We start from the raw sequence: 25,980 nt of genomic DNA, 5'->3' as shown, positions 1-25,980 counted from the left end.
CCTTCTACTTGCGCGGAAAACGCGCCGCAAAATCGTCGGCGATCTCGTTCATGGTGACGAACTTGACGCCGGGATGCTTGCTCATATGGGCAAAGAGCCGCTCCAGCATCATCAGCACCTGCGGCCGGCCGGCGACATCGGGGTGGATGGTGATCGGGAAGACGGCATAGTCCATCTCGCGATAGACCCAATCGAACTGGTCGCGCCACATCTGCTCGATATCGCGCGGGTTGACGAAGCCGTGGCTGTTCGGCGATTTCTTGATGAACATCATCGGCGGCAGGTCGTCGAGATACCAGGACGCGGGAATTTCGATGAGGTCGGTTTCCTCCCCGCGCTTCAGCGGGACCATCCACTCCGACGGCTTCTTGGAATAGTCGATCTTCGTCCAGCTATCGCCGACCCGGACGCGATAGGGCGTGAAATCGTCGTGCATCAGCGAATGATCGTACTTGATGCCGCGTTCCAGCAGCAGTTCGTTTGTCACGTTCGAGAACTCCCACCAGGGCGCGACATAGCCGGTCGGGCGTTTGCCGGAAAGCTTGGTGACGAGATCGATGCAGTGATCGAGCACCTCGATCTCCTGCTCGCGCGTCATGGCAATCGGATTTTCGTGGGTATAGCCATGGATCCCGATCTCATGGCCGGCATCGGCAACGGCCTGCATCTGCTCGGGAAAGGTTTCGATCGAGTGGCCGGGGATGAACCAGGTCGTCTTGATGCCGAAACGGTCGAACAGCTTCAGCAGGCGAGGGCTGCCGACTTCGCCGGCAAACAGGCCGCGCGAGATATCGTCGGGCGAATCCTCGCCCCCATAGGAGCCGAGCCATCCGGCCACCGCATCCACGTCGACACCAAAGCTGCAGAAGATTTCCTTTGCCATTTCAAGACTCCATTTCGATTTTCACGATCCAAGACACAAGAGGCAGACGCTAATTGACGACTTCAATGCGACGATCCCGTGACGAGGACGATTGCTTCTATCCGCTATATCCAGAACTCATCAGATCCCACTTCCCGACCGTTGCTCGCCATCGATCCAGACGGCAGCGATATTGGCGCTGGATGCGGTGTAGACAATTTTCTGCAGGATGTTTTCAGCGTGATCGAGATCATCCCAAAGACGAACCGTTCCACCGTCAGCATCGGTATCGATGACGATGGCGTCGAACTTATAGCCCGGCGTGAATTGCCCGACAGGCAGATCAAGCGCAATCCCGCCGCCTGCGGTGGCAATATGGAACGCGTCGCGAAAATTGATCTGCGCCGGCCCGAAGGTCGATCGCGCATCGGCTTCAAGCCTTGGGTCGACGCCGGTCTGCAGCATCCGCGAGACGAGAATGGCGCCGCGACAATTCTCCAGCATCGAGGCACTGGGTCCACCGGAGATATCGGTGCCCAGTCCGACATGCAGCCCTTTCTCGAGCGCTGCCCGAAGCGGAAAGACGGCGTTGGCGAAATAGGCGTTCGATAGGGGGCAATGGGCAATCGCCGACTGACGGACGCGGATCATCTCCAAATCGTCTGCCGTCAGGAAGTTGCCATGTGCCAACACCGTGCGACGCCGCAGCAGGCCAAACCGATCGAGCATCTCGGTATCGGTCAGGCCATATCGGGCAAGCACGTAGCCATGGGCCCAATCGCTTTCGGAGCAATGGGTCTGGACGTGGCAGTCGCATTCGCCGGCGATGGCACCAAGCCCCTCGAGCGTCGCGTCCGTGCAGGACGGGATAAAGCGCGGCGTGACCACCGGCAGGACCCGGCTTTCGGCATTTTCCGGGTGGGACCGGATATAGTCGATCAGCGCCCGCGTTCCATCGAGCGCCGCGTCCGGTGAGGCGTCCCGATAATAGTCCGGACATTCGTCGACATTGTCCATCGCCACCTTGCCGACCAGAGCCCGCTGGCCCTTCTCCAGGCACAGATCGACCAGCAGGCGCGTTGCCTCCTGGTGAACGGTGGCGAAATAGAGGGCTGTGGTGGTGCCGTTCGACAGGAGGTCGTCAACGAGCAGCCCATAGGCGCGCCTTGCAAAGGCCAGATCCCGATATCTGGCCTCGAGCGGAAAGGTGTAGGTCTGCAGCCAGACCTCGAGCGGCACGTCGAGCGCATTGCCGAGTTGCGGGTATTGCGGCGCATGGACATGCAGGTCGACGAAGCCCGGCAACAGGTAGGAGCCCGCAGGCAAGGTGACCAGCCGGCCGCTGGCGTCATGCTCGCGGCAGATGACATCGTAGCCGGGATCGCCTGTGCGATGAACCGCCGCGATCCTACCATTGCCATCGATGTCGATGAGCACGTCCTCGAGGACGTCGATCGTACCACGCTCGGGGGAATGAAAGCCGCTGGCGCGGAGTGTCCTGTTGCGCAGATCCATCAGAATTCCGCCGTTACGCCGCCATCGCCGTCGTGCCGTAGGTGATCCCCTTTTCCTTCAGCCAGCGGCGATAGGCAATGGAGCTGGCATCGGCCCGCGTCGGGATCTCGGCCCGCGCTTCCATCGGTAGCAGCACAGGACGCTGGTTTTCCAGGATGATCCGATCCTGCAGGAAGATCAGCTGCTGGAAATGCACAAGCTCCGTCGTCGTCGAGACGTCGTCGATCAGGAACATGACCGGGTGGGCGCGGCAACGGCCCGGATCGAGAGGCTGGACGAAGAGGCAGATCACGTCCCAGCGGTTGGCAGCGTTCGGGCAGGTCTTGTAGAGCAGCGTCGTGAACGGTGTCATGACCCGGTAGATATAATCGGTCATGATGCCATCCGTGGCCGAAAGTGCTGCCTGCGGCTGGAAGAACTGACAATTGGTCGCCCAAACCTCATCCACGTCGCGGCGGATTTCTGCGTTGTAGTGCAGGACCTCCGTATGGGGTTCGGCGCCGAGAATGTCGGTATGAACGAAGGGGAAATGCGCCATGTCGAGAAAGTTCTCGACGATGCGCAGCCCCGAGGCCCGCACCATGACGGAGCCGCAATTAACGACGCGCCGATCGTCCTCATCGGCTTCGGGAAGGGAAAACAGACCGCCGGCCGGCTGCCCGAGGCTCGTCCAGACGAGACCGAAGCGCTTGATGACGGGAAGGGGTGACGCTTGGCCTTCCGCCGCAACCGTGATCGAGCCGTCCGCGTCTCTGGTCACCAAGAGGTCTTCGCCGAGAAGACGGTTGCCTGATGTGCCAAACGGAATTTCCGTCTCGGTGTCGAGTGCGTACCACTGGTCGAGGGCCGCCTGGTCCAAACATTTGCTCATGGAACACTCCCGTCTGTTGATCTTGGTCGGCGTTACAGTTGATGCCAAGGCGCCCTGATGGTCCAGCGCAAAATTGTCATTGCCCACTCACGCCGCTTGTGTCAGCGCACATCGCGATAATAGGGCAGCCCGATCGCAGCCGGTGCTGCCATGATCCGGCGCATACGCTGCCAGGCGAGCACGGGCACGATGATGAAGGCCATGGTTCCGAGGTAGGGCAGCATCGACAGGAAGGCCGGTGCCACCGGCCAGCCGCGCGCCTGCCCGACAAAGCCCAGCGCGGTGATGAAGCCGAACAGCAGACCGGACAGAACGGCCGGGATCGGCCTGTAGCCGGCGAAGATGACGAGGGCAACCGCGATCCATCCACGCCCGGCAACCACGCCGTCCGACCAGGAGGGCACGAACGTCAACGTCAGATAGGCGCCCGATCCGGCCGCCAGCGCCGACCCTGCCGTGACATAGATGAAGCGGATCAGATTGACCGAAATGCCGGCTGCATCGGCTGCGGCCGGATTTTCACCGACGGCACGGAGATTGAGCCCGTGGCGCGTGCGAAACATGAGATAGCTGAGGCCGACGGGGAGGATGATATAGATGAGATAAACAAGGATGTTCTGGGAGAAGAACGCCTTGCCGAGGATCGGCAGGCTGCTCAGAAACGGCACTTCTATTCCTGCAAACACGGCGCGGGCCGGCATGCCGGAATAGGCCCGGCCGATGGTTGAGGCAAGGCCGTTGCCCATCAGCGTCAGGGCAAGACCACACAGCACCTGGTTTGCCCGCAGGATGACGGTGGCGAAGGCGAACAGCATGCCGAACAGCGCACCGACCCCAAGTGCCGCCAGAAAACCTAAGGTCGGTGAGGGGAAGGCGGCAACGGTTGCAATGGCGGTGAGCGCACCCATGGCCATGAGCCCCTCGACGCCGAGATTGACGACGCCGACGCGCTCGGCCAGTACCTCGCCAAGCGCCGCCAGGGCAAGCACGCCGCCTGCGAGAAATGCCGTGGTGAAAAGGCCGGTCAGAAGGTCCATAATCCGTCTCCTCAAGCCTTGTCGCGGGCGATGCGATAATGGGCGAGCTCGTCGCCGATCGCGGTCAGAAACAGGATCAATCCGGTGATCGCCAACACGGCGGAGGTGGTCAGGCCCTGCGTCTGCAGGATGATGCCGGAGTTGAGGATGAAGGCCATCAGCGCCGCCGAGAAGATGACGCCGATGGCGGAGTTCCGGGCCAGCACCGCAACCATGATGCCGAGGTAGCCGTAATTGTTGGAAATGCCGCCTTGAAGGCGGTGGACGGTGCCTGCGATCTCCAGCATGCCGGCAAGACCGGCGATGGCGCCGGACAACAGCATCACGGTGATCAGATGCCGGCGTACCGGCATGCCGGCATAGTGGGCCGCCGCCGGGTTCGAGCCGACCATCCTGACCTCGTAGCCCCAGCGCGAGAAGGAGAGGAGGGCGGCAATAAGGAGAGCGACGACAATGGCAACCGGCAGGCCCCAGTGCACGGAGCCCCAGAATTCCGGTATCTCGGCGGAAAGCCGCCGCGTCGCCGAATTCGCCGTCCGGTCGCGCCAGGCATTGGTCGAGACATAATAGACCAGCAATATGGCGACGAAGTTCATCAGCAGCGTCGTGATCAACTCGCTGACGCCGGCATAGGCGCGGGCGAGCGTCGGCACGAGGATCCAGACAGCCCCTCCGAAAAGACCAGCCACGAACATCATCGGCAGGATGAGCATGGGAAGCCCGGGCACGAACAGCCCGACGGCCGCAGCCGCGAAGGCGCCAGCATAGAACTGTCCTTCGGCACCGATATTCCAGGCGCCAATCTGCTGGGCAACGGCAACGGAGAGGCCGGTGAGAATGAGCGGGATGAACAGCAGGCCGAGGTCCTCAAACCCGAAGCTCGATCCGAAGCTGGCGCTCAGCACCTGCTGACCGAGTTTGAGTGGGCTTGCCCCCGTCAACGACAGGACGCCGCCGGCAATCACGAGTGCTAGGAGAATGGCGGCTGCACGCGCCGAAAATGCGATCACCGGCGAGGCCGATGGAAGACGCTGGAAACGCCAGGCTGCACTCATGTCAGGCAGCCTCGCGCGACAAGGTGCGGCCGCCCATGAGCAGACCGATTTCATCGAGATCGACCTGATCGTTTTCGACAATGCCCATGATCTTGCCCTCGTAGAGGACGGCGATCCGATCCGAGACGTTCAGCAGTTCCTCCAGTTCCTCAGAGATCAGAATGATGCCGGCGCCGGCATCGCGCAGTTCGACGATGTAGCGCAGCATCGTGTTGATCGCCCCCACATCGAGACCGCGGCTGGGATAGGCGGCGATCAGAACCTTGCTGGCGATCCGCATCTCGCGGCGGGCCACGAGCCGCTGCTGGTTGCCGCCGGAAAGGTTGCGCACAGGCATGCCGAAATCGGGAATGGCTACTTCGGCAGCAGCGGCGATGTCCTTTGCGAGGGCCGTCGCGGCATTGGGCCGGTAGATGCCCCCGGCCGAGAGCGCGCTCGTCTTGTATTCGCGCATGACGGCGTTGGCGGTAATGCTGAGCGCAGGGGCAAGGCCGCTGTGCAAGCGATCCTCGGGAATGTGCCCGATGCCGCTATCCGCAAAGGCAGCGGCATTCGCCTTGTCGACGGGGCGGCCGTCGATCAGGATCCGACCGGAGGTGACCGGTCGCATGCCGGTGAGCACCTGGCTGAGTTCTCGCTGTCCGTTACCGGCAACCCCGGCAATCCCGAGAATTTCGCCGGCTCGGACGTCGAGCGATATCCCATGCAGGGCCTCGCTGCCATTGTCGCCGGCGGCAGAAATCTGTTCCAGACTGAGAACCGGATTGGGCGAAAGGGGTGCCGCATTCGGGGAACGCTGGCGCATGTCGGCAAGAACGATGTCACGCCCCACCATCAGCCTCGCCAGCATGCGCGGATTGCAATCCGCGGCATTTTCAGTGGCCACCTTGCGGCCGCCGCGCAGGATGGTGATGCGGTCGGAGATCTCGAGCACTTCGTCGAGCTTATGGCTGATGAAGATGACGGAATTGCCGCCGGCCACGAAGTCGCGCAGCGCCCGGAACAGTTCCCTGGCTTCTGCCGGCGTGAGTACCGCCGTCGGCTCATCGAGGATCAGGATGCGGGCCTGACGGGCGAGCACCCGCAGGATCTCGACCCGCTGCTGCTCACCGGTCGACAGATCGCTCACCCTGGCGCCGGGTCGGGTCTGGAGATTGAAGCGTGCGGCAAGGGCTGCGGTGCGTGCCTCAAGCACAGGGGCAGAAGCACGACGCGGCGTTTCCGACCAGCCGAGATGAATGTTTTCGGCAACGGTGAATGCCTGCACGAGCTTGAAATGCTGGTGCACCATGCCGATGCCGGCAGCGATCGCCTGCAGCGGCGTCGCGAACTGTTTGGCATAGCCATCGATGATGACTTCGCCGGCATCCGGCTGGTATATCCCGGTCAGGATATTCATCAGCGTCGATTTACCGGCGCCGTTTTCGCCCAGAAGCGCGTGAATTTCGCCCGGCATCACATCGAGATCGACGGCCTCATTGGCAATGACACCCGGAAAATACTTCGAGATGCCGCGCAGTTGCACCAGCGGCGGAGCGCCGGATGGCGCCTTGAAGCGTGGGGGATGTTCCGTCATTGCAATGCACCGGTAGCGGAGGGCTGCGATCCCGGCCTGGGAAGGCCGGGATCTGGTTCAGGAATGGGCGCGGCGATCAGGCCGAAAGGCCGGAGACGCCTTCGACCGACCAGTCCCAATTGTAGAGCTCAAGCTCGGTCATCTTCTGGCCGGCCGCGACGCGCACCTTACCGGTGGCGTCTTTCAACTCGCCGGCGAATGGCGACCACCCACCCAGGATCTTCTCGCGGACGGCATCGGCAGCAGCGGCGACATCGGCCGGAACCTTCTCGCCCCACTTGTCGCGATCGACCCCGGCGCCCATGGCAAACAGCTGCTCGCTGGGTGCCCAGGTGCCGGCCAGACGCTTGCCGACCTGATCGACGTAGAACTTGGTGAAATCGATCATCACCGAAGAGACGTAGGAATTCGGGCCATAGCGGCGGATATCGGTGTTCCACATCGCCGCCCAGACGCCGCGCTTCTCGGCCACCTGCAGGTAGCCGGCCTCGTCCATGATACCGAACAGGAAATCACAGCCGTTGTCGATCAGCGCCGTGCCGGCCTGCGTTGCCGCCTGCGGATCGAACCAGGAATTGATGACGATGGTCTGCAGAACGGCATTCGGATTGACGCTGCGCGCGCCCATCAGGAAGGCGTTGGTGGAAGCAAAGACGGAGGCGACAGGGAAGGAGGCGACATAACCAAGCTTGCCGGTCTTCGAAAGATGGCCGGCGGCGACGCCGATGACATAGGTCGGATACCAGTGCGCCAGATAGTACCAGCCGAGATTATCCATGGTAACGCGGCCGTCGCATTCCATGAAGGCAACATCCGTTGCGCGCTTGACCACCTCGTGCAGGAAGTCGCCGTTGGAGGATGTATCGAAGATGATGTTGGCGCCTTCACTGACAAACTGGCGATAGGTGCGCGTCGCATCCGCAGAATAGGGGATGTTCTCGACTTCGAGAACCTTCTTCAGCTTCGGATAGGCCTGCTTGACGGCAAGAAGGCCCTGATGGTGCGACCAGGTCCAGCCCTCATCGGAAATTGGTCCGACATGTCCGAAGCCGACGACGGCGTCCTCTTCCTTGATGGCGGGAAGCGGCGAGGCGGCAAGCGCCTTCTGGCCCAGGGCCGCCGGCAGCATCACCGAGGCAGCGCCTGCGGCAGTCATGTTCAAAAAGCCGCGGCGTGAAAGCGTACGCAAGTCTAGCATGGACATCCCCTTCATATGGCCGGCATGCGCGCAGCCTCGGTGCAGTGACGCAACAACCATGCCAGATCGGTCTCATCGCACCTGGCACGGCGATCGCATTCGGAATTGGAACGCAGGGCGTTCGGCGCGGCAGAGATCGACGTCGCCAAAATGCGGGATAACCGTCATCCGACGTTTCTGACGTTCTCGTTCTCTGACGAGAAAGCAGACTGTCAGACCGCATATGTTCGGAATAGAGACAATTTCTTGCGGCGAGAGACGCGTAAAAGGCAACATCTCGACCTGCGAAACCGCTTGAATTCCACGTCACGGAATGACTAAGATGCACAAACAAAAGGCGTGATTAAATTATATGCAAAACGGGTGTTTTTGATGCAGTCGAACAGGGTCAAGGTGCTGGGCAAATGGGCGGCGCATCCTGCGAAGAAAGCATGATCGAGGCTGCGACCTTCACCTTTCGCGGCCAGATGATCTGTGAGAGCTTCACGGAATTTGCGCTGCACAGGGCACACCGGCTCGACCTCGAGATCGATCTTGGAGCCTGCGATGGCGCGGCTGCCGTCCTCTCCGTGCGAGGGCAGGGCGATCTCGTCGATGCCTTCGAGATGGCCTGCAGCCTTGGGCCCTATGATTGCATTATTCTGGATATCGAGCGGAAGACAGCCGCGTGAAGAGGAGCAGGATATGAAATTGGAAGCAGGGTGGGTGCCGGTCGCACTGTCGTCCTCGATCGAGGCCGCAACGTCCGCCGGCGCGGTTGTCGAGGGCAGCGAGATCGTCGTTTGGCGCGACAACAGCGGCGTTGTTCACGTCTGGGAGGATCGCTGCCCACATCGCGGCATGCGCATGAGTTTCGGCTTCGTGCGTGGCGACCATATCGCCTGCCTCTACCACGGCTGGCAATATGATGCCGGCGGCCAGTGTCGCTACATCCCGGCCCATCCGACGCTCGACGTGCCCTCGACGATCAAGGTTCCGACCTATGTCTCGCAGGAAAAATACGGGATCGTCTGGGCGACCGCTTCGCCGGATGCCGCCATGCCGGATATCGGGCCAGCGGTCGGGTCGACGCCGGTTCGAAGCCTGTATGTCGATTGCTCCGCAGCCGATGCCATCGAGGCCCTGGATGCGGAGGGACTGGAGCACATCAGCACTGACACCGGGCTGCTGGCCTGCGACGGTGACAAGCTCTTTATCGCCGTACAGGCCATCACGGCGACAAAAGCCGCAGTGCACGTTGTCCTGGTTGGTCCGCCCTCCGCCGACAATGCCAAAAGGCAGGCCCATCATGCGCGCCGCCTTGAAAAGATGCGTTACGCCCTCGAGCAAGCGGCGGAGTTTGCCTGATGCCAAACATCACCCTCTACGGCTATGAACTGGATGAAAACAGCTATCGCGCCCGGCTGCTCCTTTCCATGCTCGGACTGGAATGGCAGACGGTTGCCGTCGACATGTTTCCCGGGCAGGAGCATCGCAAGCCGGCCATGCTGGCGCTCAACCCGCTGGGCACGCTGCCGGTTCTGCGGCAGGACGATGTTACCGTTTACGGCACCACCGCCGTCCTGCTCTCCCTCGCCAGATCCCATGACCAGGAGCAGCGCTGGCTGCCGGCCGATGCAACGGCTTTCGCCGAGGTGGTGACGTGGCTTGGTTTCTGCGAGACGGCCCTTGGTCCCGCCGTCGAGGCGCGGCTGCAGGCCCTTTTCGACACCCCCGGCGATGAAGCCGCGCTCCGCACAGCCGCCCGCAAGGCCTTCCGGATCATGGACGACCATATGACGCTGCGGCACTTCGAAGGCGTCGAATGGTTCGCGGGCGACGGCCCGACGCTTGCAGATCTGGCACTTTTCCCGTCCTTCGCGCTCAGCCGCGATTTTGGCATCGACCATGGCGAATACCCGGCCCTGCGGCGCTGGATTCGGCATTTTCGCTCGCTGCCGGGCTTCCTGACCATGCCCGGCATTCCCGACTATCACTGAGGTTTGCTATGACCATTGGCTGCATCGAGTTCGAAGCCGCGGTCTTGGGCTTCAACGACCTTTCCGCCCTGGCCACGCGCTGGGGCATCCCGTCATGATGGACCCCTTCCGCCTGGGATTGGTGGCCACACGGCTGCATTATTTCCAACTGGTCGCGCGGCTCGGCTCTATCCGCCAGGCCGCCCAGGCGCTGAACGTCGCGCCGTCGTCGATCAGCCGGATTTTGCGTCAGTTGGAGGAAGAGCTCGGCACGCCGCTGTTTGATCGCGTCCGCCAGCGCCTGAAGCTGACAAGCGCCGGCGAACTGATGCTTTACCATGCCCGGCTCAGCTTGTCGGAGCTGAAACGGGCGTGCACCGAGATCAACGAGTTGAACGGGCTGCATCGCGGCACGGTCTCCATCGCCATCATCGAAAGCGTCTCGCGCGGCCTGATGCCTGAGGCGCTTCAGGAGTTCTGGAAGCGGCACCCGGAAATATCGGTGGATGTCCGCGTCATGGGATCGCAACAGGCGGCAGATGCGGTGGCTGCCGGCGAATGCGACCTCGCCGTTGTCTTCGACGTGCGCGTCGCGCGCAACATCCGCCGCATCGCGACCATCGCGCTGCCGCTTGGGGTTCTCGCGCTGCCGGACAGCCGACACGCGAAGAAGAAGGAGCTGAAGCTTTTCGATCTCTCGGGGGAACGGGTCATTCTCTCCGATGCCAGCCTGACGCTCGGTGCCTGGGTCGAGGAGGCGTTCAGCCGGTCGTTCGTCGATCTGGCACCGCGGGCGCGTACCAACTCGATCGGCCTGATGATCGATCTCGCCAAGCGCGATCTCGGAACGGTGCTGCAGACCCGTGTCGGCATCGAACAGGAGATCGCCGACGGCTCGCTCAAGTTCATCCCGCTGCAGGACGCCAAGATCAATCCACGCAAACTGATGCTGCTCTCCAGATCCGAAAAGGAGATGTCCGACGCAGCGTCGGCGATGGGCCGCCTGCTTGCGCAGTTGCTCGACCGATCCGACGAGGAGGCGGCATGAGGTGTTGCCTTTTTCGCACCGATAGGAGTGAGATTATAGGTCTATTCGGGACATCTCCGGTTTGCCACCATTGGCCGGAAGAGAGGATGCATCCATGAAAAAATCCGCTGTTGATGCTGTGATACGCGGCCTGAAAAAGGCCGGGGTCAGTGTCGTCTGCTACCTTCCCGATTCACTGTTCAAGGAGCTCTATCCCGCGCTCGATGCCGATCCGGACATCCGTACCATTCGGGTGACGAACGAGGGCGAGGGGGCTGCCATCTGCGGCGGCGTTTTTCTATCGGGCAAGCGCGCAGCACTTGTCATGGAGAATTCGGGGCTTAGGGCGTCTGTCGAGCCGCTGGCGCGCATGGGGCTCGGTGCCGGCATTCCCGTCGTCATGCTGATGAGCTATCGCGGTGAGCTCGGCGAAAACAACTGGTGGGCGATCCCCCATGGCATCACCATGGAACCGGTCCTCGATGCCTTGCGCATCCCCTACCGCGTCGTCCGGGAAGAAGATGCCATCGAGCGGGCGATCACGGACGCCTACAAGTGGTCCTATGCCGCCTATTATCACTCTGCAATCGCACTTGGCGGGGAGATCGTCCGATGAAACGCTTCGATTGCATGAAGGCCCTCGCGGCACGCCTCAAGGATGAGCTGGTCATCCTTTCGCTCGGCGGCAGTGTCGACGAGTGGTACAACGCAGCACCGCACATGCGTGAAGCGAGCCTCTTCCAGCAACAACTCGGTTGCGTCACGCCACAGGCCTTCGGCCTTGCTGCGGGTCTGCCGCACCGGCGGATCGTTTCGCTCGATACCGATGGCGGCATGATGTTCAATCTCGGCATCCTCGCCACGCTCGGCAACGAGCAGCCGAAGAACCTGTTCGTGGTCGTCTGGGACAACGAATGCTACCAGTCGATCGGTGGCCCACCGACCCACACGGCATTCGGGCGCGTCGACATCGCCGCAATTGCGCGCGGCTGCGGCGTCGAAAACGCTTTTACGGCACACACGGTGGATGAGTTCGATGCCCATTGCGCCGCCGGGCTTGCCGCGGAGGTTCCCTATGTCGTCGTCGCCAAGGTCGCCGGCAGTGTCCAGCCGGACATCAAGCGCAAGCACAGCGACGGGCGCGAGGACAAGTACATTTTCGTGCGCCACGTCGAAGCCAGTGAGGGCATCGTCATCATGGGCCCGAGCGAGCACAATTGAGGAAGGGATCGCCCGCGATGTCCGCCGCCATTCCGCAGAGGCCGCTTGCCAGAGCTTACGACTATATCGTCGTCGGATCGGGATCGGGTGGCTGTGCGGTGGCACGGCGGCTGATCGACGGCAGCGATGCAAGCGTCCTCCTCATTGAGGCCGGGCCGTCCAGCCTTGGCGTGGCAGAGATCGACGATCCGGCCGCCTGGGTTCCGCTGGGTAGGAGCGCCTATGACTGGGGCTATGATTACGCGCCGACGCCACAGGTGAATGGACGGGTTATCGGCATTCCGCGTGGCAAGGTGCTTGGCGGCTCGAGCAGCATCAACGCAATGATGTGGTATCGCGGCCATCCCATGGACTATGACGCATGGGAAGAAGCCGGCGCTGAAGGGTGGTCGTTCAAGGACGTGCTGCCTTTCTTCAAGCGCTCGGAAGACTGGGAGGACGGAGAGACGGCGTTGCGCGGCTCCGGCGGGCCGCTGCGCATCGAGCGCTGTGCGTCCCTCCATGCGATCGCGGAAGCAATGCTTGATGGGTCTGCAGAGCTTGGCATTCCGGTCATCGACGATCCGAACGGCGAAAGCAACGAAGGTGCTGCGGCGGCAAACTTCAATGTTTCGAACGGCAAGCGTTGGAGCTCGGCAAAGGGCTATCTGGAGCCGGTTCTCGAAAACGACCGGCTGACGATCGTGACGAACTCGCTCGCGATCCGCCTCGGCCTCGCCAGGGGTCGTTGTGTGTCCGTCACGCATATGGTCGACGGTCGCGCAACGGTGACGGAAGCAACGACCGGGGTGATCCTCGCCCTCGGTGCGATCGACACGCCGCGCCTGCTGATGATGTCGGGCATAGGCGACCCGGTCGAGCTGGCGCGGCTGGGCGTAGAAACCCGCGTTGCGCTCGCCGGTGTCGGCCGCAATCTCCAGGATCATCCGCTGGTGCAGGCCTGCGTCTTCCGCGCCAAGCAGCCATTGGGTCCGACCGTCGGGAACGGCGGCGGCACGATGATGAACTGGAAATCGAGCGCCGGCCTGCCGCAAGCCGACCTGCACGCCTTTCCGGTCCAGGGCAACAGCGCCGAGCCGCGCATCCGTGAACTCTACGACCTGTCGGGAGACCTGTTCTCCATCGGCTGCGGCCTGATGCGCTCGAAGAGTATTGGTTACATGAAGCTGCTCAGCGCCGAACCGGGCGGTGCGCTCGAGATACAGCCCAACTACCTCGCGGAACCGAGCGACCTCGACGCGCTGGTAACCTCGGTCGAGACGATCATGGCGCTCGCCGCCACGCCCGCCTATGCCGACTGGTTCGGCGGCTACGCCGCGCCTGCGGCGGCACTCCGGCGGCCAGATATTGTCTCCTATATCCGAAACGCCTGCTCGACCTTTTTCCATGTCTGCGGGACATGCGCGATGGGCCGCGACGACATGGCGGTTGTCGATAGCAGACTGCGGGTCCGGGGCATCGAGGGCCTGACCATCGCCGATGCATCCGTCATCCCGATCATCCCCACCTGCAACACCCACGCGCCGGCGACGATGATCGGTGAGCGGGCATCTGATTTTCTGCTGGCCGCCGCATGATGCAGGCAGCGCGAAACCAACGAACTGGAAGCAATCATGGCAACTGAAAAGCAGATCGTCGCCGGCGACTACCTCCTGACGATGGATGCCGCAAACCGCGTGGTGACGAACGGCGCAGTTCTGATCGAGGCGGGCCGGATAGAGGCGGTGGCGCCACTGGCGACCTTGGTCGAGGCGCATCCGAGTGTGCCGGTCAAGAAGATAGCCAACGCAGTTCTGATGCCGGGTCTTATCAATGCCCATGCGCATTCCGGCTTCCTGCGCGGCACGGCGGAACATCTGCCGGTCTGGGACTGGCTGACACTCCACATCAATCCCATGCACCGCATGTTGCAGCCGCATGAGGCAGAAGCGGCGTCGTGGCTGTGTTATGCGGAATCGGTGCTGGGTGGAACGACCACGATCGTCGACATGTGGCGGTTCATGGAAGGTAGCGCAAAGGCCGCTTCCGCCATCGGCAACCGCCTGGTCGCCGTTCCCTATGTCGGCGAGCACGAGGAGTATAATTACTTCGATACGCTCGACATGAATGAAGCGATGATCGAGACCTTGCATCGCAAGGCGAATGGCCGCATCAATGTCTGGGTCGGGCTCGAACACCTCTTTTACGCCGACGAGCCCGGGCAGCAGCGGGCCATTGCGCTGGCCAAGAAACATGGCACGGGCTTCCATACCCATTGCAGCGAGGCCGAGATCGAGCTCGCGGAATTCGACCGGCGTTACGGCAAGCGGCCGATGTTCGCGCTGGAGGAACTCGGCTTCTTCGAGGCGCCGCGGACGATGATCGCCCACGGCGTTTGGCTCGATTCCGGCGAAGTCGAACTGATCTCCAAATATAACGTCTCCATCGCCCACAACCCCGTAAGCAACATGAAGCTTGCCAGCGGCATCGCGCTGGTTGGCGAGATGCTGGCGGCCGGGGTACCCGTCGGTATCGGCACGGATGGTGAAAAGGAGAACAACAATTTCGACATGTTCGAGGAGATGAAGGTCGCCTCATTGCTCGGCAAGCTGAAGGACCTCGATGCTGCGGCCATGGACAGTTGGGACGTGTTGCGGATGGCGACGATAATCGGCGCCAAGGCCATTGGTCTCGATCATGAAGTTGGCTCGCTCGAAGTCGGCAAGCGTGCCGACCTGATTGCGGTTCGCACCGATACCCCGCGCATGACGCCTGTCTTCGGCGAAGGGCCTTATTTCAACCTGCAGCACAATCTCGTCCACGCCGTTCGCGGCGGCGATGTCACGATGACGATGGTAGACGGCAAGATCCTCGTCGAGGACGGGGTGCTGAAGACTGGAGACATGAAGGAGATCATCGCGGAGATACACCGGATCGCGCCACCGCATTTCGCGCGCCGCGCCGCGTGGCTCGCGGAGAATGCTGGCGGCACCGCCCAATGGACCAAGACGAACTGAGGATTGGCCATGGCAAAGACATCCGACAGGGCAGCACTGGACGAATGGTACGCCGTGGAGACTGCGGCTGACCTTGGCCAGGCGACGGTGCGAACGAAGTTGCTCGGTCAGGACATCGAACTGTCAAGAGGTCCGGCTGGCGATGCCGTCATCCGTGAGATCAACTCCGGCATTGCCTCTGGCGCCCCATTGCCGGCGCGGGAGAAATATGGCTGCGTCTGGACGACGCTCGGCCATCCCAACAAGGACATATTCGAGATATCGGAAGCGGATGAAGCGGATCGACGCTTTGTGCCCTGCGGATGGGTGACCATGCGGGCCTCCGGCCTGCGCGTTGTCGAAAACTTCCTCGACATGGCGCACTTTCCCTTCATTCACACCGACATTCTCGGCTCCGAACCCCATACGGAAGTGCCGGGCTACCTCAGCGAAATCCGGCGCGACGTCGATGAGGTCTGGGCGACGAACTGTACCTTCTTCCAGCCGCGCATCGCTGCAACGGAAAGCGAAGGCGCCTTCGTGCATCTGACCTACAGGGTGCCGACGCCTTTCTCCGTCATGCTGTACCGGGTATGCCCGACGGCGCCCGATAGGCTCGATGCCATCGCGCTGTTCATACAGCCGATGGAGGAGGGGCTCTGCCGGGCCCAGCCCGTCATGTATCTGGTCGACAACGCGTCCAGCCACACGGCCCTCCTGCATTTCGAGCAGATCATCTTTCTTCAGGACCGGATCGTCGTCGAAAACCAGCGTCCGCTGCTTCTGCCGCTGGAGCCGCGCCAGGAAATACCGACCCGCGCCGACAGCTCCTCCGTCGCCTACCGCCGCTGGCTGAAGGAAAAGGGCGTCCGCTACGGCACCACCATGGGAGCAGGTTGACGATGAAGACCAGCGCCTTCTCCGTGGTTCACCCATCGTCGGTGGAGGATGCTCTGCGGGTGAGGCGGGATCATGAGGAGGCGCGTCTGGTTGCCGGTGGCACAGCGCTGCAGCTGGAGTGGGCAAGGGGCGTTTCCAAACCGAAGACGCTGGTCAATCTGGGGCGGATTGCCGGAATGGCAGCGATATCCCATGGGGCAAGCAGCGTGCGCATCGGTGCGCTCGTGCCACTGGCGGAGCTGTGCAGGAACCCCGTCGTTGCCGAGCGGCTGCCGCTTCTCGCCGCGTCTGCAACGACAGTGGCGGGCCCTGCTGTGCGCAATATCGGCACGATCGGCGGCAATATAGCCGGTCGCAACGGCTGCCTGCTGCCGGCATTGCTGGCTCTCGACGCGGAACTGGAAGTTGTCCGCCCGGACGGGACCACTTTGGAAAGCCTGGGCAATTGGCTATCGCGGACAGCCGACCAGCATGAGATCATCACCGCGATCATCTTGCCCGACACCGGTCCATACTTTCGCTGGACCGCCCGGAAGATCGGGCTGCGCGCAGCCTTTACGCCGAGTGTCATCGGCGTTGCGGGTGTCGTGGCTTTGGAAGACGGAATTATCCGACACCTTCGTCTGACCGTTGGCGGTGGTGCCGTGCCGCCGGCCCGCCTCACTTTGAGCGAAGCCAGCCTGATGGGGGCAAGCTGGGCGGACGTCGATTGGGCCTCGTTGCACGCGCAGTTGCTCGCCGAAATCGCCGCTCCCGATGATGCCTTTCGCTCCGGCCGTTATCGCCGGATGGCCGCCGCCAATGCCCTGGTTCACGGCCTTGGCCCTGCAGGCAAGGCTACAAGGCGGCGTGCCGTGGTGTGGTCAAAGACCCCGCCTCTCCAAGCGGAGATTCGCTTGGGTCGACAGGACCAGGCCAAGCGCTGGCATATCCGTCCGGATATGGAGCCCAAGATCTCCGGCCAGTTGGCCTATCTGACCGACCGACGCGCACCGGGGATGCTGGTAGGACGCATATTGAGAGCCGGGATAGGGCATGCCCGGATAGTATCGATCGACACGCGCGAGGCGGAGGCTTTGCCGGGTGTCGCGGCCGTCGTCACGCATCGCGACATCCATGGCATCAATGCTTTCGGCATCGTCGTGCAGGACCAGCCGGCGCTGTGCTTCGACAAGGTGCGTTATCGCGGCGATGCGGTTGCAGCGGTGGCCGCCGTCGACGAGGAAACAGCGGAGGCAGCTCTTCGGCTGATCAAGGTAGACTATGCGCCGCTTCCTTTCGTGACCGACCCGACGGCGGCCCTGGAGGAGAACGCCGCTGCCGTGCATACCGGCGGCAATCTGCAGCGTGTCCTGCATTTTTCGCGCGGCGATGTCGTTCGAGGATTTACAGAGGCGGCCCATGTGGTCCAGCGCACCTACACCACACCCCGCCAGATGCACGGCTTCATGGAAACCGAGGGTGGTTATGCCGAGGTCGAGCCGGATGGGATACTTTCTGTCTTCGCGGGTGGACAGCACGGCGCCCGTGACCGGGAACAACTGTCGCGCATTCTCGGCCGTCCCGAGGCATCGATCCGGGTGGTCACCAGTCCGACAGGTGGCGCCTTCGGCGGCAAGGACGAGCTGACGGTACAGCCGGCGCTCGCCCTGCTGGCGCTCAAATCGGGCCGGCCGGTCCGCATCCAGCTGTCGCGTGCCGAGTCCGTCCAGGCGGGTATCAAGCGCAACCCCATGACCATCCGGATGCGCACCGGCTGTGACGCCGACGGCCGGTTGCTCGCCCAGGAGGTCGACGTGATCGCCGATGCCGGCGCCTATGCATCGCTCGGCCCCGGCGTCCTGGAAACCGCGCTCGAACATGCCGCCGGCCCCTACGCCGTCGACAACGTCGAGACGCGCGGTTGCCTCGCTTACACCAACAACGGCGTCTGCGGCGCCTTCCGCGGTTTCGGCGCCAACCAGATGACCTACGCCATCGAGTGCCAGATGGACCTCCTGGCGGACCTGTGCGGCCTGACGCCGGTCGACATCCGGCGCCGTAATCTGCGCAGTGTCGGTTCGCCCGGCTATCTCGGCCAGACGGTATCCTCATCGGAAAGGCTTTCCGAGATGCTCGATGCCGCTGCCGCGAGCCCCCTCTGGGAGGGTGCGGTTGATACCGACCCTGCGGAAGTCATCGGCGTCGGGATGGCGCTGAACTATCAGGGCAATGGTCTCGGGTCGCTGGTGCCGGACCCGGCGGGTGGCAGGCTTTCTCTCTCCAGCGATGGCTTCATCGAGGCGGCCTATGGGCTCGACGAGATGGGGCAGGGGCTGTGGACTTCCATCAAGGCTGCCGTTGCCGACCGGCTTGGCTGTTCGCGCGACGACGTTCGGCCGGTGACCAGCGATACCGGACGAACGCCCGATTCCGGCTCAACCACGGCATCGCGTGGCGGCTATGTCGTCTGGCAGGTGGCGAAGTCCGCAGGCGCGTTGCTCACGCCGAAGCTGCTGGATGCCGCCGCACGCCAGACCGGACGGCCCGCCGGCAGCCTGAAACTGGCGCCAGGGGGCTTTGCCGAAGCCGGCAGCAACAGCGGCGATCTTCTTTTGAGCTTCCGCGATCTGGCCCATGGGCTGGCGCCGGACGCGTTGCCCTCCGCGACCGTCAACTTCGACTTCCCGAAAACGGATTATACAGCTGGCAACGCGCGCTACATTTTTGCCTACGGCGCATGCCTTGCCCGTGTGGCCGTCAACAGGATCACCGGCGCGGTCAGGGTGCTGGAGATAAGCCAGCACACCGCGGCAGGCCCCGTGATCGATGTCGCCGCCTATCTCGGCCAGATGGAGGGGGGCGCCATCCAAGGGCTTGGCTTCACTCTGACCGAGGATGCGATCATGCACGACGGCGCCTATGTCACCGGCAATTTCGACACCTATATGCTTCCGGGGATCAGGGACAGCGCCGAGACCATCTCTGTCTATGCTCTCGAGGGCCTCGATGCCGGAGATGAGCTCGGACCACGCGGAGCAGGCGAACTCGGCATCGGCGCCATTACGCCGGCGATCGCCAACGCCGTCGCCGACGCGATTGGCCATCGACCCTTGAGCCTTCCATTCTCGCCGGAAGATATTCTCGATGCGATCGGGAGGATGGCATGAACAGGGCGGACACCATGCTATTGCGTTTCCGGCTCAACGGCGAAGCTAGAGATCTTGATGTGTCGGCGGAAACGAGGCTTTCCGATCTCTTGCGCGACGGGCTCGGCCTGACAGCCACCAAGATCGCCTGCGGCATCGGCCGCTGCGGCGCCTGCACGGTGCTGATGAACGGTCGTGCGGTCAATAGTTGCCTCATCATGGCCTGGCAGTTGCAGGACGCCGAGGTGATCACCCCGGAAGGGGTCGATGCGATCGCCATTGCCGAGTTCGTCAAGGTCGGTCTCGCCGAGGAAAACGCCTTCCAATGCGGCTATTGCGCGCCCGGTTTCGTGATGGCCCTGACGGCGTTGTTCATCGAGCAGCCGGCGGCCACAGAGACGGACATCATTGCTGCCCTCGAAGGCAATCTCTGCCGGTGTACCGGCTATCATTCTATCATTCGGGGTGCGCTCAATGCATCCGAGCGGCTTCGGGCCGCCGATTTGGCCGCAGGGCCGGGAGATCCTCATCCATGACCATCGCCATTCGATCCTCAGAGCCCACAAAAGAAGCCACTCTTCGCTTCCTCGCAAAGACCGCGAAGAAGCTGCTGATTGACGGGCAATGGGTCGACGCCGCATCGGGCGCCACATTCACCACCTGCGACCCGGCCACGGGAAAGGTGCTGGCCGAGCTTTCCTCGGCCGATGCGGCGGATGTGGATGTGGCCGTCTCAGCAGCCAGGAAAGCCTTCGAGAGCGATGCATGGCGCGGCATGACGCCCTCGGCGCGCGGCAAATTGCTCTGGCGCATCGCTGACCTGATCGAGGCCAATGTCGATGAACTGGCCGAACTCGAAACACTCGATCAAGGCAAGTCGCTAAAGACCGGGCGCTTTGGCGAAATACCCGCTTCCGCAGAGCAGTTCCGCTATTACGCGGGCTTTGCCACAAAGATCCTCGGCACGACCATTCCCACATCGATCGGCTATCAGCCGGCCGGGAAAAAGATCTTCGTTTATACCACGCGCGAGCCGATCGGCGTGGTTGCCGCTATCACGCCGTGGAATTCGCCGATGCTGATGGCCGCGATGAAGCTCGCCCCGGCGCTTGCGGCCGGCTGCACCATCGTCTTGAAACCTGCCGAGGAGACATCGCTGACGACATTGCGGCTGGGCGAACTGATGATGGAGGCGGGTCTGCCTGCGGGCGTCGTCAACATTCTGACCGGATTTGGCGAAACCGTCGGCGCGGCGCTGACCGCCCATCCCGGCGTCGACAAGGTCGCCTTCACCGGCTCGACCGAGGTGGGCAAGATGATTGTCGGCGCAGCGCGCGGAAACCTCAAGAAGCTGACGCTCGAGCTCGGCGGCAAGTCGCCGGCCATCGTCATGCCGGATGCCGACTTTGCACTCGCCATCCCTGGCATTGCGCGCGGCATCTTTGCCAATGGCGGCCAGGTCTGTGTCGCCGGTTCGCGCGTCTATGCGCATCACTCTGTCTACGCCCGGCTGGTCGAGGGTTTGGCCGCTGAGGCCGCCAAGCTCAAGCTCGGCCACGGGCTCGATCCCGAGACCGACCTCGGACCGTTGGTCAACCGCAAGCAGGCCGACCGCGTCGCCAGCTATGTCAGCGAGGGCAGAGGCAACGGCGCGCAGGTCGTCACCGGCGGCGGCCAGATGGGCGATCTGCAGACATTCTATCAGCCAACCGTCGTCATCGACGTTCGGCAGGACATGCGGATGATGCGCGAGGAGATCTTCGGACCGGTGGTGGCGGTCACGCCGTTTCATGACGTGGAGGAGGCGCTTTCCTTCGCCAATGACTCTCCCTATGGCCTTGCCGCAAGCCTCTGGACCTCGGATCTGAGCAGCGCCCACCGAATTTCCACGCAAATCCGCTCCGGTACCGTCTGGATCAATTGCCACTCCTACTTTTCGCCAGAGCTGCCGAAGGGAGGGCACAAGGAGTCCGGCTGGGGTTATGAAAATGGTGCGCAGGGCCTCGAGAACTATCTCGAAACCAAGACCGTCTGCGCGCTCGTCTAAGCTGGCGCCGGTTAACCGCTGGCTATCGCCGCACAGCATGCACCATTCGTATCAGTCTTTGGATCGTCTCTTCAGAAGAGGCGCTTGCAAGCGTTCGGCCACGCGACGAGCGCCTGCGGCTGTCTAACCGGAAGAGGGCACCATCTACGAACGCCCCGATAAAGAGAAAAATATTTGCATCTGCTCATTTCCTTTGCAGTTTGCGACGCATATCTGATGGGCTCTTTCTGCGATGTTCCAACCCCGAACACCAACACCGGATTGTTACCCCCATGACACTGCTCAAAACCATCGCCGCCATTGCGCTCGTCCAAGCGGCGCTGCTGCTTCCCGCCCATGCTGGCGAAAACCTTTCGTCCATCAAGTCGTCCGGCGTCTTCAAGGTCGGGACGGAAGGCACCTATGCGCCTTTCACATTCCATGACGGAAGCGGCAAGCTGGTGGGTTTCGATGTGGAGATCGCCGAGGCGATTGCCGCCAAGCTCGGGGTCAAGGCTGAGTTCGTCGAAGGCAAGTGGGACGGTCTGATCGCCGGCCTCGATGCCAAGCGCTACGACAGCGTCATCAACGAAGTCGGCATTACCGACGCCCGCAAGCAGAAATACGACTTCTCCGATCCCTACATCGCCTCGAAGGCCGTGCTGATCGTGCGTGACAACGATGACAGCATCAAGAGCTTCGCCGACCTCAAGGGAAAGAAGGCGGCACAGTCGCTGACGAGCAATTACGGCAAGCTTGCTGAGCAGGCGGGCGCCGAGCTTGTCGGCACGGATGGCTTCGACCAGTCGATCCAGCTGGTGCTGACGCGCCGCGCCGATGCCACGATCAACGACAACCTTTCCTTCCTCGACTTCAAGAAGCACAAGCCGGACGCCCCCGTGAAGGTCGTCGCCCATGAAGACGACGCCAGCTATTCGGGCGTCATCGTCCGCAAGCAGGAGCCTGAGCTGCTGGCCGCCATCAACAAGGCGCTGGCCGATATCAAGGCGGACGGGACCTACAAGACGATCTCCGACAAATATTTCGGCCAGGACGTCTCCAAGTAACGGACGCTCGCGCCGTTCACAGGACATTGAAACTGCTATATTGACCGGACGGGCGCTCAACGATCTTTCGTTGAGCGCATCGTCTGTTTTGAGGAGACGTCCTTGCCGCACTGGTTACAACTGATGGCGGACTCACTGGCGCCGCTTCTATGGGCCGGGCTGGTCTTCACCATACCGCTGACCCTGATGTCCTTTGCGCTCGGGCTGGTGCTCGGGCTTATCACGGCGATTGCCCGGCTGTTCGGTCCGGCGCCTGTGGCATCGATCGCCCGCTTCTACGTATGGATCATTCGCGGTACGCCGCTTCTCGTCCAGCTCTTCGTGATTTTCTACGGGCTGCCGAGCGTCGGCATCCTGCTCGATGCCTTTCCGGCAGCCTTGATCGGCTTTACGCTCAACATCGGCGCCTATACCTCCGAAATCATTCGCGCCGTCATCTCCTCTGTGCCGAAGGGCCAGTGGGAGGCGGCCTATTCGATCGGCATGAGCTGGCGCCAGGCGATGATCCGGACGATCCTGCCGCAGGCCGCCCGCGTCGCCGTGCCGCCTTTGTCGAACACCTTCATCTCGCTGGTCAAGGACACCTCCCTGGCTGCGGCGATCACCGTGCCGGAACTGTTCCAGGCGGCGCAGCGGGTCGTTGCCACCACTTACGAGCCGCTGATCCTCTATATCGAGGCCGCGTTGATCTATCTCGCCCTCAGCTCGGTTCTGTCGACGCTGCAGGTTCGTCTGGAGCGGCGCTTCGCGCGCTATGGCGGTATGATGGAGGCCAATGCATGATCGAGCTCACCAATATCGAAAAGCGGTTCGGCGATGCCCTGGTGCTCAAGAACATCAACATCCGCATTCCGGAAGGCAGCGTCACCGCGCTTGTCGGCCCGTCCGGCGGCGGCAAGAGCACGCTGCTGCGGTGCATCAACCTCCTGGAAATTCCGACATCGGGCGCCATCCGGCTGGGCACCGAAAGCCTGACCTTCGTGCCGCAGCAGAAGACCAGCTGGCAGTCGATCCAGAAAATCCGGCGTCAGACGGGCATGGTCTTCCAGAACTTCCAGCTCTTCCCGCACCAGACCGCGATCGAAAACGTCATGGAGGGTCTGGTGACGGTGCTGAAATGGCCGACGGATCGCGCCCGCGCCAAGGCCATGGAGCTGTTGAAGAAGGTCGGCATGGAAGCCAAGGCCGATGCCTGGCCGGCAACCCTTTCCGGCGGTCAGCAGCAGCGTATCGCCATTGCCCGCGCGCTCGCGCCATCGCCGCGCGTGCTTCTCTGCGACGAGCCGACCTCGGCGCTCGACCCAGAGCTTGCGGCCGAGGTCGTCGACGTGCTGAGCGCACTTGCCAGCGAAGGCACGACCATGGTGATGGCCACACACGATCTGAGGCTCGCCTCGAAGATCGCCAACAATGTCGTCTTCCTGGAAGCCGGAAGCGTCGTCGAAACCGGCGATGCCCGGCTTCTGTTCACCGCGCCGAGCCAGGAGCGCACCCGCCAGTTCATATCGACGATCAACGCCGCCAATACCTACGATATCTGAGGGGCAGGCGGAAAACGGCTGGCCAGAGGGCCGGCCGAGCTGCCGATCACCAGAGCACGTTCTCGACCGGACGGATGGGCGTGGTCACCGCCTGCTTCCCAACCAGCTGCTCCAAGTCTATCTGGATCGTGCGGCAAAGGGACGTCAAAGGCACATCGTGTACGCGGTTCTCGAAGGGATCCTGCAGGTCGGAACCGATGCGATCCATGGCCAGCAGCATGAAGCCGACGATGGTGGAGGCAAGCGGCGTATAGATCGTCAAGCTGTCGACCAGCCCGATCGGCAGGAGAATGCAGAAGATGTGGACGAACAACGTCGGATAGTAGGCGTATTCGCGTGGCAGCGGCGTGTTCTTGATCCGCTCCATGCCACCCTGGGCGTTGCTCATGTCGACCAGCACCTTTTCGATCTGGACGCTGCGGATGGAGTCGATCCAGCCTTTGCGGCGGGCCATCGCCAACAGGGCTGCGGTCTCATTGAGGATCGCGTTGGGCGCGTTGGTGGCAGTGCTCAATTCATCGAGCTCATCCTCCGAAAGAAACGGCCGGATCTCCTCCCGGTTCGGCTGCCGGCGCAGATGGCATCTCAGCGCATTCACATAGGCAATCTGTCGCCGCACCAGGTCGTGGCGCAGATCGGTGCTTTCGGGGAGCGTGTCGATCAGGTGAAAAACCTCGCGCCCGTAGGAACGGGACGCATTCACCATGGCGCCCCATAGCGTGCGGGCTTCCCACCAGCGATTATAGGCATTGTTGTTGCGAAACCCGAGAAACAGAGCGAGCGCCGAACCGAGCAGGCTCATCGGTAGCGAGGGCAGGTCGAGCCCCGGATGTGGCAGGTAGACATAGGCCAGGGTGACGACGATATCCCAGATGAACAACAGGGCGAGCGGCCACCCGATATAGCCGAGCATTCGGTGCAGACGCGCTGATTGGGGCAGGACCATGGGCGTTCCTTCAGCAGGACATTCAATTACATAGATGATGGTGCACTGCAGCAAATAGACCGCAAAGGTGGCGCCTTTCTGTTCGTGGCTGACAAAGTGGGCCGACGACCCCGGGCCGATGGCCTTTGCATTGGCACAACCCTTACCTATCTAAGAACGATCAATAGGGAGACCCTGCGAATGTTTGATGCCAAAAAGCTTCTCGATCAGTTCCTCACCTCGCAAGTGCCGGGGCTTGGCGGTACGGTGCGCGACCGGGCCGGAGAGGCCGTCGGCAAGGCCCGCGACAATCCCCTTGCAGCGACCGCCATCGTCGGCGCCCTGCTGGGGACGAAAACCGGCCGCAGCATCGCCGGAAAAGGTCTGGCCGTCGGCGGGCTCGCAGCCATCGCCGGGCTCGGCTACCAGGCCTACAAGAACTACCAGGCCGGCTCCGCACCTTCAGACATATCCTCGCAAGCGCCCCAGCCGGCGCTCCCCCCACCGGAAAATTCGCCCTTCTCGCCCTCGTCAGGCGCCAATAGCAATGAATTCGTCCTCGTGCTCATCCGCGCCATGATCGCGGCAGCCAAGGCCGACGGCCATATCGACGAGACCGAACGCAAACTGATCATGGACAAGATCGCGGCAGCCGATGTGACGGGCGAAGCGGCGACCTTTATCAACGGCGAGCTGACCGCGCCGACCGACCTCGACGCAATCATTGCGGCGGCCGTAACGGAAGAGCAGAAGGTCGAACTCTACACCGCGTCGCGGCTGACGATCGAGCCTGATTCGCGGGCCGAGCGCGGTTATCTCGACCTTCTGGCGGGCCGCCTGGGACTTGCCGATGATCTCGTCGACCACATCGAAGCCATGGTTGCGCAGAGCAAGACCGGCACGCAGGTCTGATCGCGGGAGAAAGTTGGCGTTGACGTGCGGTCGAAGTGCGTCGACGCACTGTGCCGACGGCCGTTCGAACAGAGCGGCCTCTGCGAACCGGCAAGCCCAATACCGCTCGCGCATTGTTGATGTGTAACAACGCTGCGTAGGGAATATGCAGGTCTGAAAGAGCCTCTGCGCGTGGAGTTGTTGCCA

At 62.5% G+C, this 25,980-nt stretch carries 24 protein-coding genes; 16 read left to right on the top strand and 8 right to left on the bottom strand.

Going from position 1 to position 25,980, the window contains the following annotated elements; all coding sequences use genetic code 11:
* Nucleotides 1-4: 4 nt before the first annotated feature.
* The 7 genes from VH564_RS08215 to VH564_RS08185 form a co-directional block, all read right to left on the bottom strand.
* Nucleotides 5-883 (bottom strand): polysaccharide deacetylase family protein, encoded by an 879-nt coding sequence (locus VH564_RS08215; RefSeq protein ID WP_423339315.1) that lies wholly within the window; start codon nucleotides 881-883, stop codon nucleotides 5-7.
* Between the two features lie 120 nt (nucleotides 884-1,003).
* Entirely contained in the window at nucleotides 1,004-2,377 is a 1,374-nt protein-coding gene (guaD, locus tag VH564_RS08210; RefSeq protein ID WP_423339314.1) for a guanine deaminase, read from the bottom strand.
* Between the two features lie 13 nt (nucleotides 2,378-2,390).
* Nucleotides 2,391-3,248: an aromatic ring-hydroxylating dioxygenase subunit alpha gene (locus tag VH564_RS08205; RefSeq protein ID WP_423339313.1), complete on the bottom strand. Its 858-nt coding sequence runs from the start codon at nucleotides 3,246-3,248 to the stop codon at nucleotides 2,391-2,393.
* Nucleotides 3,249-3,349: 101 nt separating this feature from the next.
* Nucleotides 3,350-4,285, bottom strand: a complete 936-nt coding sequence (locus VH564_RS08200; RefSeq protein ID WP_423339312.1) for an ABC transporter permease — start codon at nucleotides 4,283-4,285, stop codon at nucleotides 3,350-3,352.
* A gap of 11 nt (nucleotides 4,286-4,296) precedes the next feature.
* A complete protein-coding gene (locus tag VH564_RS08195) occupies nucleotides 4,297-5,340 on the bottom strand; it encodes an ABC transporter permease (protein ID WP_423339311.1) in 1,044 nt (347 codons plus the stop codon).
* A gap of 1 nt (nucleotide 5,341) precedes the next feature.
* Complete coding sequence (locus VH564_RS08190) at nucleotides 5,342-6,916, bottom strand: ABC transporter ATP-binding protein (RefSeq protein ID WP_423339310.1); 1,575 nt, start codon at nucleotides 6,914-6,916, stop codon at nucleotides 5,342-5,344.
* A 76-nt stretch (nucleotides 6,917-6,992) separates the two neighbouring features.
* On the bottom strand, nucleotides 6,993-8,114 hold the full coding sequence (locus tag VH564_RS08185) for a BMP family ABC transporter substrate-binding protein (RefSeq protein WP_423339309.1): 1,122 nt from the start codon (nucleotides 8,112-8,114) through the stop codon (nucleotides 6,993-6,995).
* 404 nt (nucleotides 8,115-8,518) lie between these two features.
* On the opposite strand from VH564_RS08185, the gene VH564_RS08180 reads away from it, so the two are divergent.
* From VH564_RS08180 to VH564_RS08110, 15 genes are all read left to right on the top strand, one after another.
* Nucleotides 8,519-8,785, top strand: coding sequence for a hypothetical protein (locus tag VH564_RS08180; protein WP_423339308.1), 267 nt, complete (start codon nucleotides 8,519-8,521; stop codon nucleotides 8,783-8,785).
* A gap of 13 nt (nucleotides 8,786-8,798) precedes the next feature.
* Entirely contained in the window at nucleotides 8,799-9,461 is a 663-nt protein-coding gene (locus VH564_RS08175) for a Rieske 2Fe-2S domain-containing protein (RefSeq protein WP_423339307.1), read from the top strand.
* Complete coding sequence (locus VH564_RS08170) at nucleotides 9,461-10,093, top strand: glutathione S-transferase family protein (RefSeq protein WP_423339306.1); 633 nt, start codon at nucleotides 9,461-9,463, stop codon at nucleotides 10,091-10,093. Before VH564_RS08175 ends, VH564_RS08170 begins: the two co-directional genes overlap by 1 nt.
* Before the next feature lie 94 nt (nucleotides 10,094-10,187).
* A complete protein-coding gene (locus tag VH564_RS08165; protein WP_423339305.1) occupies nucleotides 10,188-11,120 on the top strand; it encodes a LysR family transcriptional regulator in 933 nt (310 codons plus the stop codon).
* Nucleotides 11,121-11,214: 94 nt separating this feature from the next.
* A complete protein-coding gene (locus VH564_RS08160; protein ID WP_423339304.1) occupies nucleotides 11,215-11,715 on the top strand; it encodes a thiamine pyrophosphate-binding protein in 501 nt (166 codons plus the stop codon).
* Nucleotides 11,712-12,320 (top strand): thiamine pyrophosphate-dependent enzyme, encoded by a 609-nt coding sequence (locus VH564_RS08155; protein ID WP_423339303.1) that lies wholly within the window; start codon nucleotides 11,712-11,714, stop codon nucleotides 12,318-12,320. Before VH564_RS08160 ends, VH564_RS08155 begins: the two co-directional genes overlap by 4 nt.
* 17 nt (nucleotides 12,321-12,337) lie before the next feature.
* Entirely contained in the window at nucleotides 12,338-13,897 is a 1,560-nt protein-coding gene (locus VH564_RS08150) for a GMC family oxidoreductase (RefSeq protein ID WP_423339302.1), read from the top strand.
* A gap of 36 nt (nucleotides 13,898-13,933) precedes the next feature.
* Nucleotides 13,934-15,316, top strand: coding sequence for an amidohydrolase family protein (locus tag VH564_RS08145; RefSeq protein WP_423339301.1), 1,383 nt, complete (start codon nucleotides 13,934-13,936; stop codon nucleotides 15,314-15,316).
* 9 nt (nucleotides 15,317-15,325) lie between these two features.
* Complete coding sequence (locus tag VH564_RS08140; RefSeq protein ID WP_423339300.1) at nucleotides 15,326-16,195, top strand: aromatic ring-hydroxylating dioxygenase subunit alpha; 870 nt, start codon at nucleotides 15,326-15,328, stop codon at nucleotides 16,193-16,195.
* 2 nt (nucleotides 16,196-16,197) lie between these two features.
* Nucleotides 16,198-19,344 (top strand): molybdopterin cofactor-binding domain-containing protein, encoded by a 3,147-nt coding sequence (locus VH564_RS08135; protein WP_423339299.1) that lies wholly within the window; start codon nucleotides 16,198-16,200, stop codon nucleotides 19,342-19,344.
* Complete coding sequence (locus VH564_RS08130) at nucleotides 19,341-19,859, top strand: (2Fe-2S)-binding protein (RefSeq protein WP_423339298.1); 519 nt, start codon at nucleotides 19,341-19,343, stop codon at nucleotides 19,857-19,859. Before VH564_RS08135 ends, VH564_RS08130 begins: the two co-directional genes overlap by 4 nt.
* A complete protein-coding gene (locus tag VH564_RS08125) occupies nucleotides 19,856-21,370 on the top strand; it encodes an aldehyde dehydrogenase family protein (RefSeq protein WP_423339297.1) in 1,515 nt (504 codons plus the stop codon). The genes VH564_RS08130 and VH564_RS08125 overlap by 4 nt, the downstream gene beginning before the upstream one ends.
* Before the next feature lie 272 nt (nucleotides 21,371-21,642).
* Nucleotides 21,643-22,416: an amino acid ABC transporter substrate-binding protein gene (locus VH564_RS08120; RefSeq protein ID WP_423339296.1), complete on the top strand. Its 774-nt coding sequence runs from the start codon at nucleotides 21,643-21,645 to the stop codon at nucleotides 22,414-22,416.
* A 102-nt stretch (nucleotides 22,417-22,518) separates the two neighbouring features.
* Complete coding sequence (locus tag VH564_RS08115) at nucleotides 22,519-23,199, top strand: amino acid ABC transporter permease (protein WP_423339295.1); 681 nt, start codon at nucleotides 22,519-22,521, stop codon at nucleotides 23,197-23,199.
* The gene (locus VH564_RS08110) at nucleotides 23,196-23,957 is read left to right on the top strand and encodes an amino acid ABC transporter ATP-binding protein (RefSeq protein ID WP_423339294.1); all 762 of its coding nucleotides are present in this window, start codon (nucleotides 23,196-23,198) and stop codon (nucleotides 23,955-23,957) included. The genes VH564_RS08115 and VH564_RS08110 overlap by 4 nt, the downstream gene beginning before the upstream one ends.
* A gap of 46 nt (nucleotides 23,958-24,003) precedes the next feature.
* On the opposite strand, the gene VH564_RS08105 is transcribed toward VH564_RS08110, so the two are convergent.
* Nucleotides 24,004-24,903, bottom strand: a complete 900-nt coding sequence (locus VH564_RS08105; protein WP_423339293.1) for a bestrophin family protein — start codon at nucleotides 24,901-24,903, stop codon at nucleotides 24,004-24,006.
* A gap of 180 nt (nucleotides 24,904-25,083) precedes the next feature.
* On the opposite strand from VH564_RS08105, the gene VH564_RS08100 reads away from it, so the two are divergent.
* Entirely contained in the window at nucleotides 25,084-25,794 is a 711-nt protein-coding gene (locus VH564_RS08100; protein WP_423339292.1) for a tellurite resistance TerB family protein, read from the top strand.
* Nucleotides 25,795-25,980: the final 186 nt, after the last annotated feature.

This window comes from Rhizobium sp. HT1-10 (genome assembly GCF_049472505.1).
Classification (GTDB): domain Bacteria; phylum Pseudomonadota; class Alphaproteobacteria; order Rhizobiales; family Rhizobiaceae; genus Rhizobium.
This window is presented reverse-complemented; position numbering and strand designations above follow the sequence as displayed.

What these genes read in the sequence shown, in the direction of transcription:
- VH564_RS08130 (WP_423339298.1), top strand. Translation starts at nt 19,341, where the DNA reads ATGAACAGGGCGGACACCATGCTATTGCGTTTCCGGCTCAACGGCGAA.
- VH564_RS08170 (WP_423339306.1), top strand. Translation starts at nt 9,461, where the DNA reads ATGCCAAACATCACCCTCTACGGCTATGAACTGGATGAAAACAGCTAT.
- VH564_RS08140 (WP_423339300.1), top strand. Translation starts at nt 15,326, where the DNA reads ATGGCAAAGACATCCGACAGGGCAGCACTGGACGAATGGTACGCCGTG.
- VH564_RS08195 (WP_423339311.1), bottom strand. Translation starts at nt 5,340, where the DNA reads ATGAGTGCAGCCTGGCGTTTCCAGCGTCTTCCATCGGCCTCGCCGGTG.
- VH564_RS08145 (WP_423339301.1), top strand. Translation starts at nt 13,934, where the DNA reads ATGGCAACTGAAAAGCAGATCGTCGCCGGCGACTACCTCCTGACGATG.
- VH564_RS08110 (WP_423339294.1), top strand. Translation starts at nt 23,196, where the DNA reads ATGATCGAGCTCACCAATATCGAAAAGCGGTTCGGCGATGCCCTGGTG.
- VH564_RS08175 (WP_423339307.1), top strand. Translation starts at nt 8,799, where the DNA reads ATGAAATTGGAAGCAGGGTGGGTGCCGGTCGCACTGTCGTCCTCGATC.
- VH564_RS08155 (WP_423339303.1), top strand. Translation starts at nt 11,712, where the DNA reads ATGAAACGCTTCGATTGCATGAAGGCCCTCGCGGCACGCCTCAAGGAT.
- VH564_RS08135 (WP_423339299.1), top strand. Translation starts at nt 16,198, where the DNA reads ATGAAGACCAGCGCCTTCTCCGTGGTTCACCCATCGTCGGTGGAGGAT.
- VH564_RS08180 (WP_423339308.1), top strand. Translation starts at nt 8,519, where the DNA reads ATGGGCGGCGCATCCTGCGAAGAAAGCATGATCGAGGCTGCGACCTTC.
- VH564_RS08105 (WP_423339293.1), bottom strand. Translation starts at nt 24,903, where the DNA reads ATGGTCCTGCCCCAATCAGCGCGTCTGCACCGAATGCTCGGCTATATC.
- VH564_RS08100 (WP_423339292.1), top strand. Translation starts at nt 25,084, where the DNA reads ATGTTTGATGCCAAAAAGCTTCTCGATCAGTTCCTCACCTCGCAAGTG.
- VH564_RS08125 (WP_423339297.1), top strand. Translation starts at nt 19,856, where the DNA reads ATGACCATCGCCATTCGATCCTCAGAGCCCACAAAAGAAGCCACTCTT.
- VH564_RS08185 (WP_423339309.1), bottom strand. Translation starts at nt 8,114, where the DNA reads ATGCTAGACTTGCGTACGCTTTCACGCCGCGGCTTTTTGAACATGACT.
- VH564_RS08190 (WP_423339310.1), bottom strand. Translation starts at nt 6,916, where the DNA reads ATGACGGAACATCCCCCACGCTTCAAGGCGCCATCCGGCGCTCCGCCG.
- VH564_RS08120 (WP_423339296.1), top strand. Translation starts at nt 21,643, where the DNA reads ATGACACTGCTCAAAACCATCGCCGCCATTGCGCTCGTCCAAGCGGCG.
- VH564_RS08200 (WP_423339312.1), bottom strand. Translation starts at nt 4,285, where the DNA reads ATGGACCTTCTGACCGGCCTTTTCACCACGGCATTTCTCGCAGGCGGC.
- VH564_RS08215 (WP_423339315.1), bottom strand. Translation starts at nt 883, where the DNA reads ATGGCAAAGGAAATCTTCTGCAGCTTTGGTGTCGACGTGGATGCGGTG.
- VH564_RS08165 (WP_423339305.1), top strand. Translation starts at nt 10,188, where the DNA reads ATGATGGACCCCTTCCGCCTGGGATTGGTGGCCACACGGCTGCATTAT.
- VH564_RS08150 (WP_423339302.1), top strand. Translation starts at nt 12,338, where the DNA reads ATGTCCGCCGCCATTCCGCAGAGGCCGCTTGCCAGAGCTTACGACTAT.
- VH564_RS08160 (WP_423339304.1), top strand. Translation starts at nt 11,215, where the DNA reads ATGAAAAAATCCGCTGTTGATGCTGTGATACGCGGCCTGAAAAAGGCC.
- VH564_RS08205 (WP_423339313.1), bottom strand. Translation starts at nt 3,248, where the DNA reads ATGAGCAAATGTTTGGACCAGGCGGCCCTCGACCAGTGGTACGCACTC.
- guaD (WP_423339314.1), bottom strand. Translation starts at nt 2,377, where the DNA reads ATGGATCTGCGCAACAGGACACTCCGCGCCAGCGGCTTTCATTCCCCC.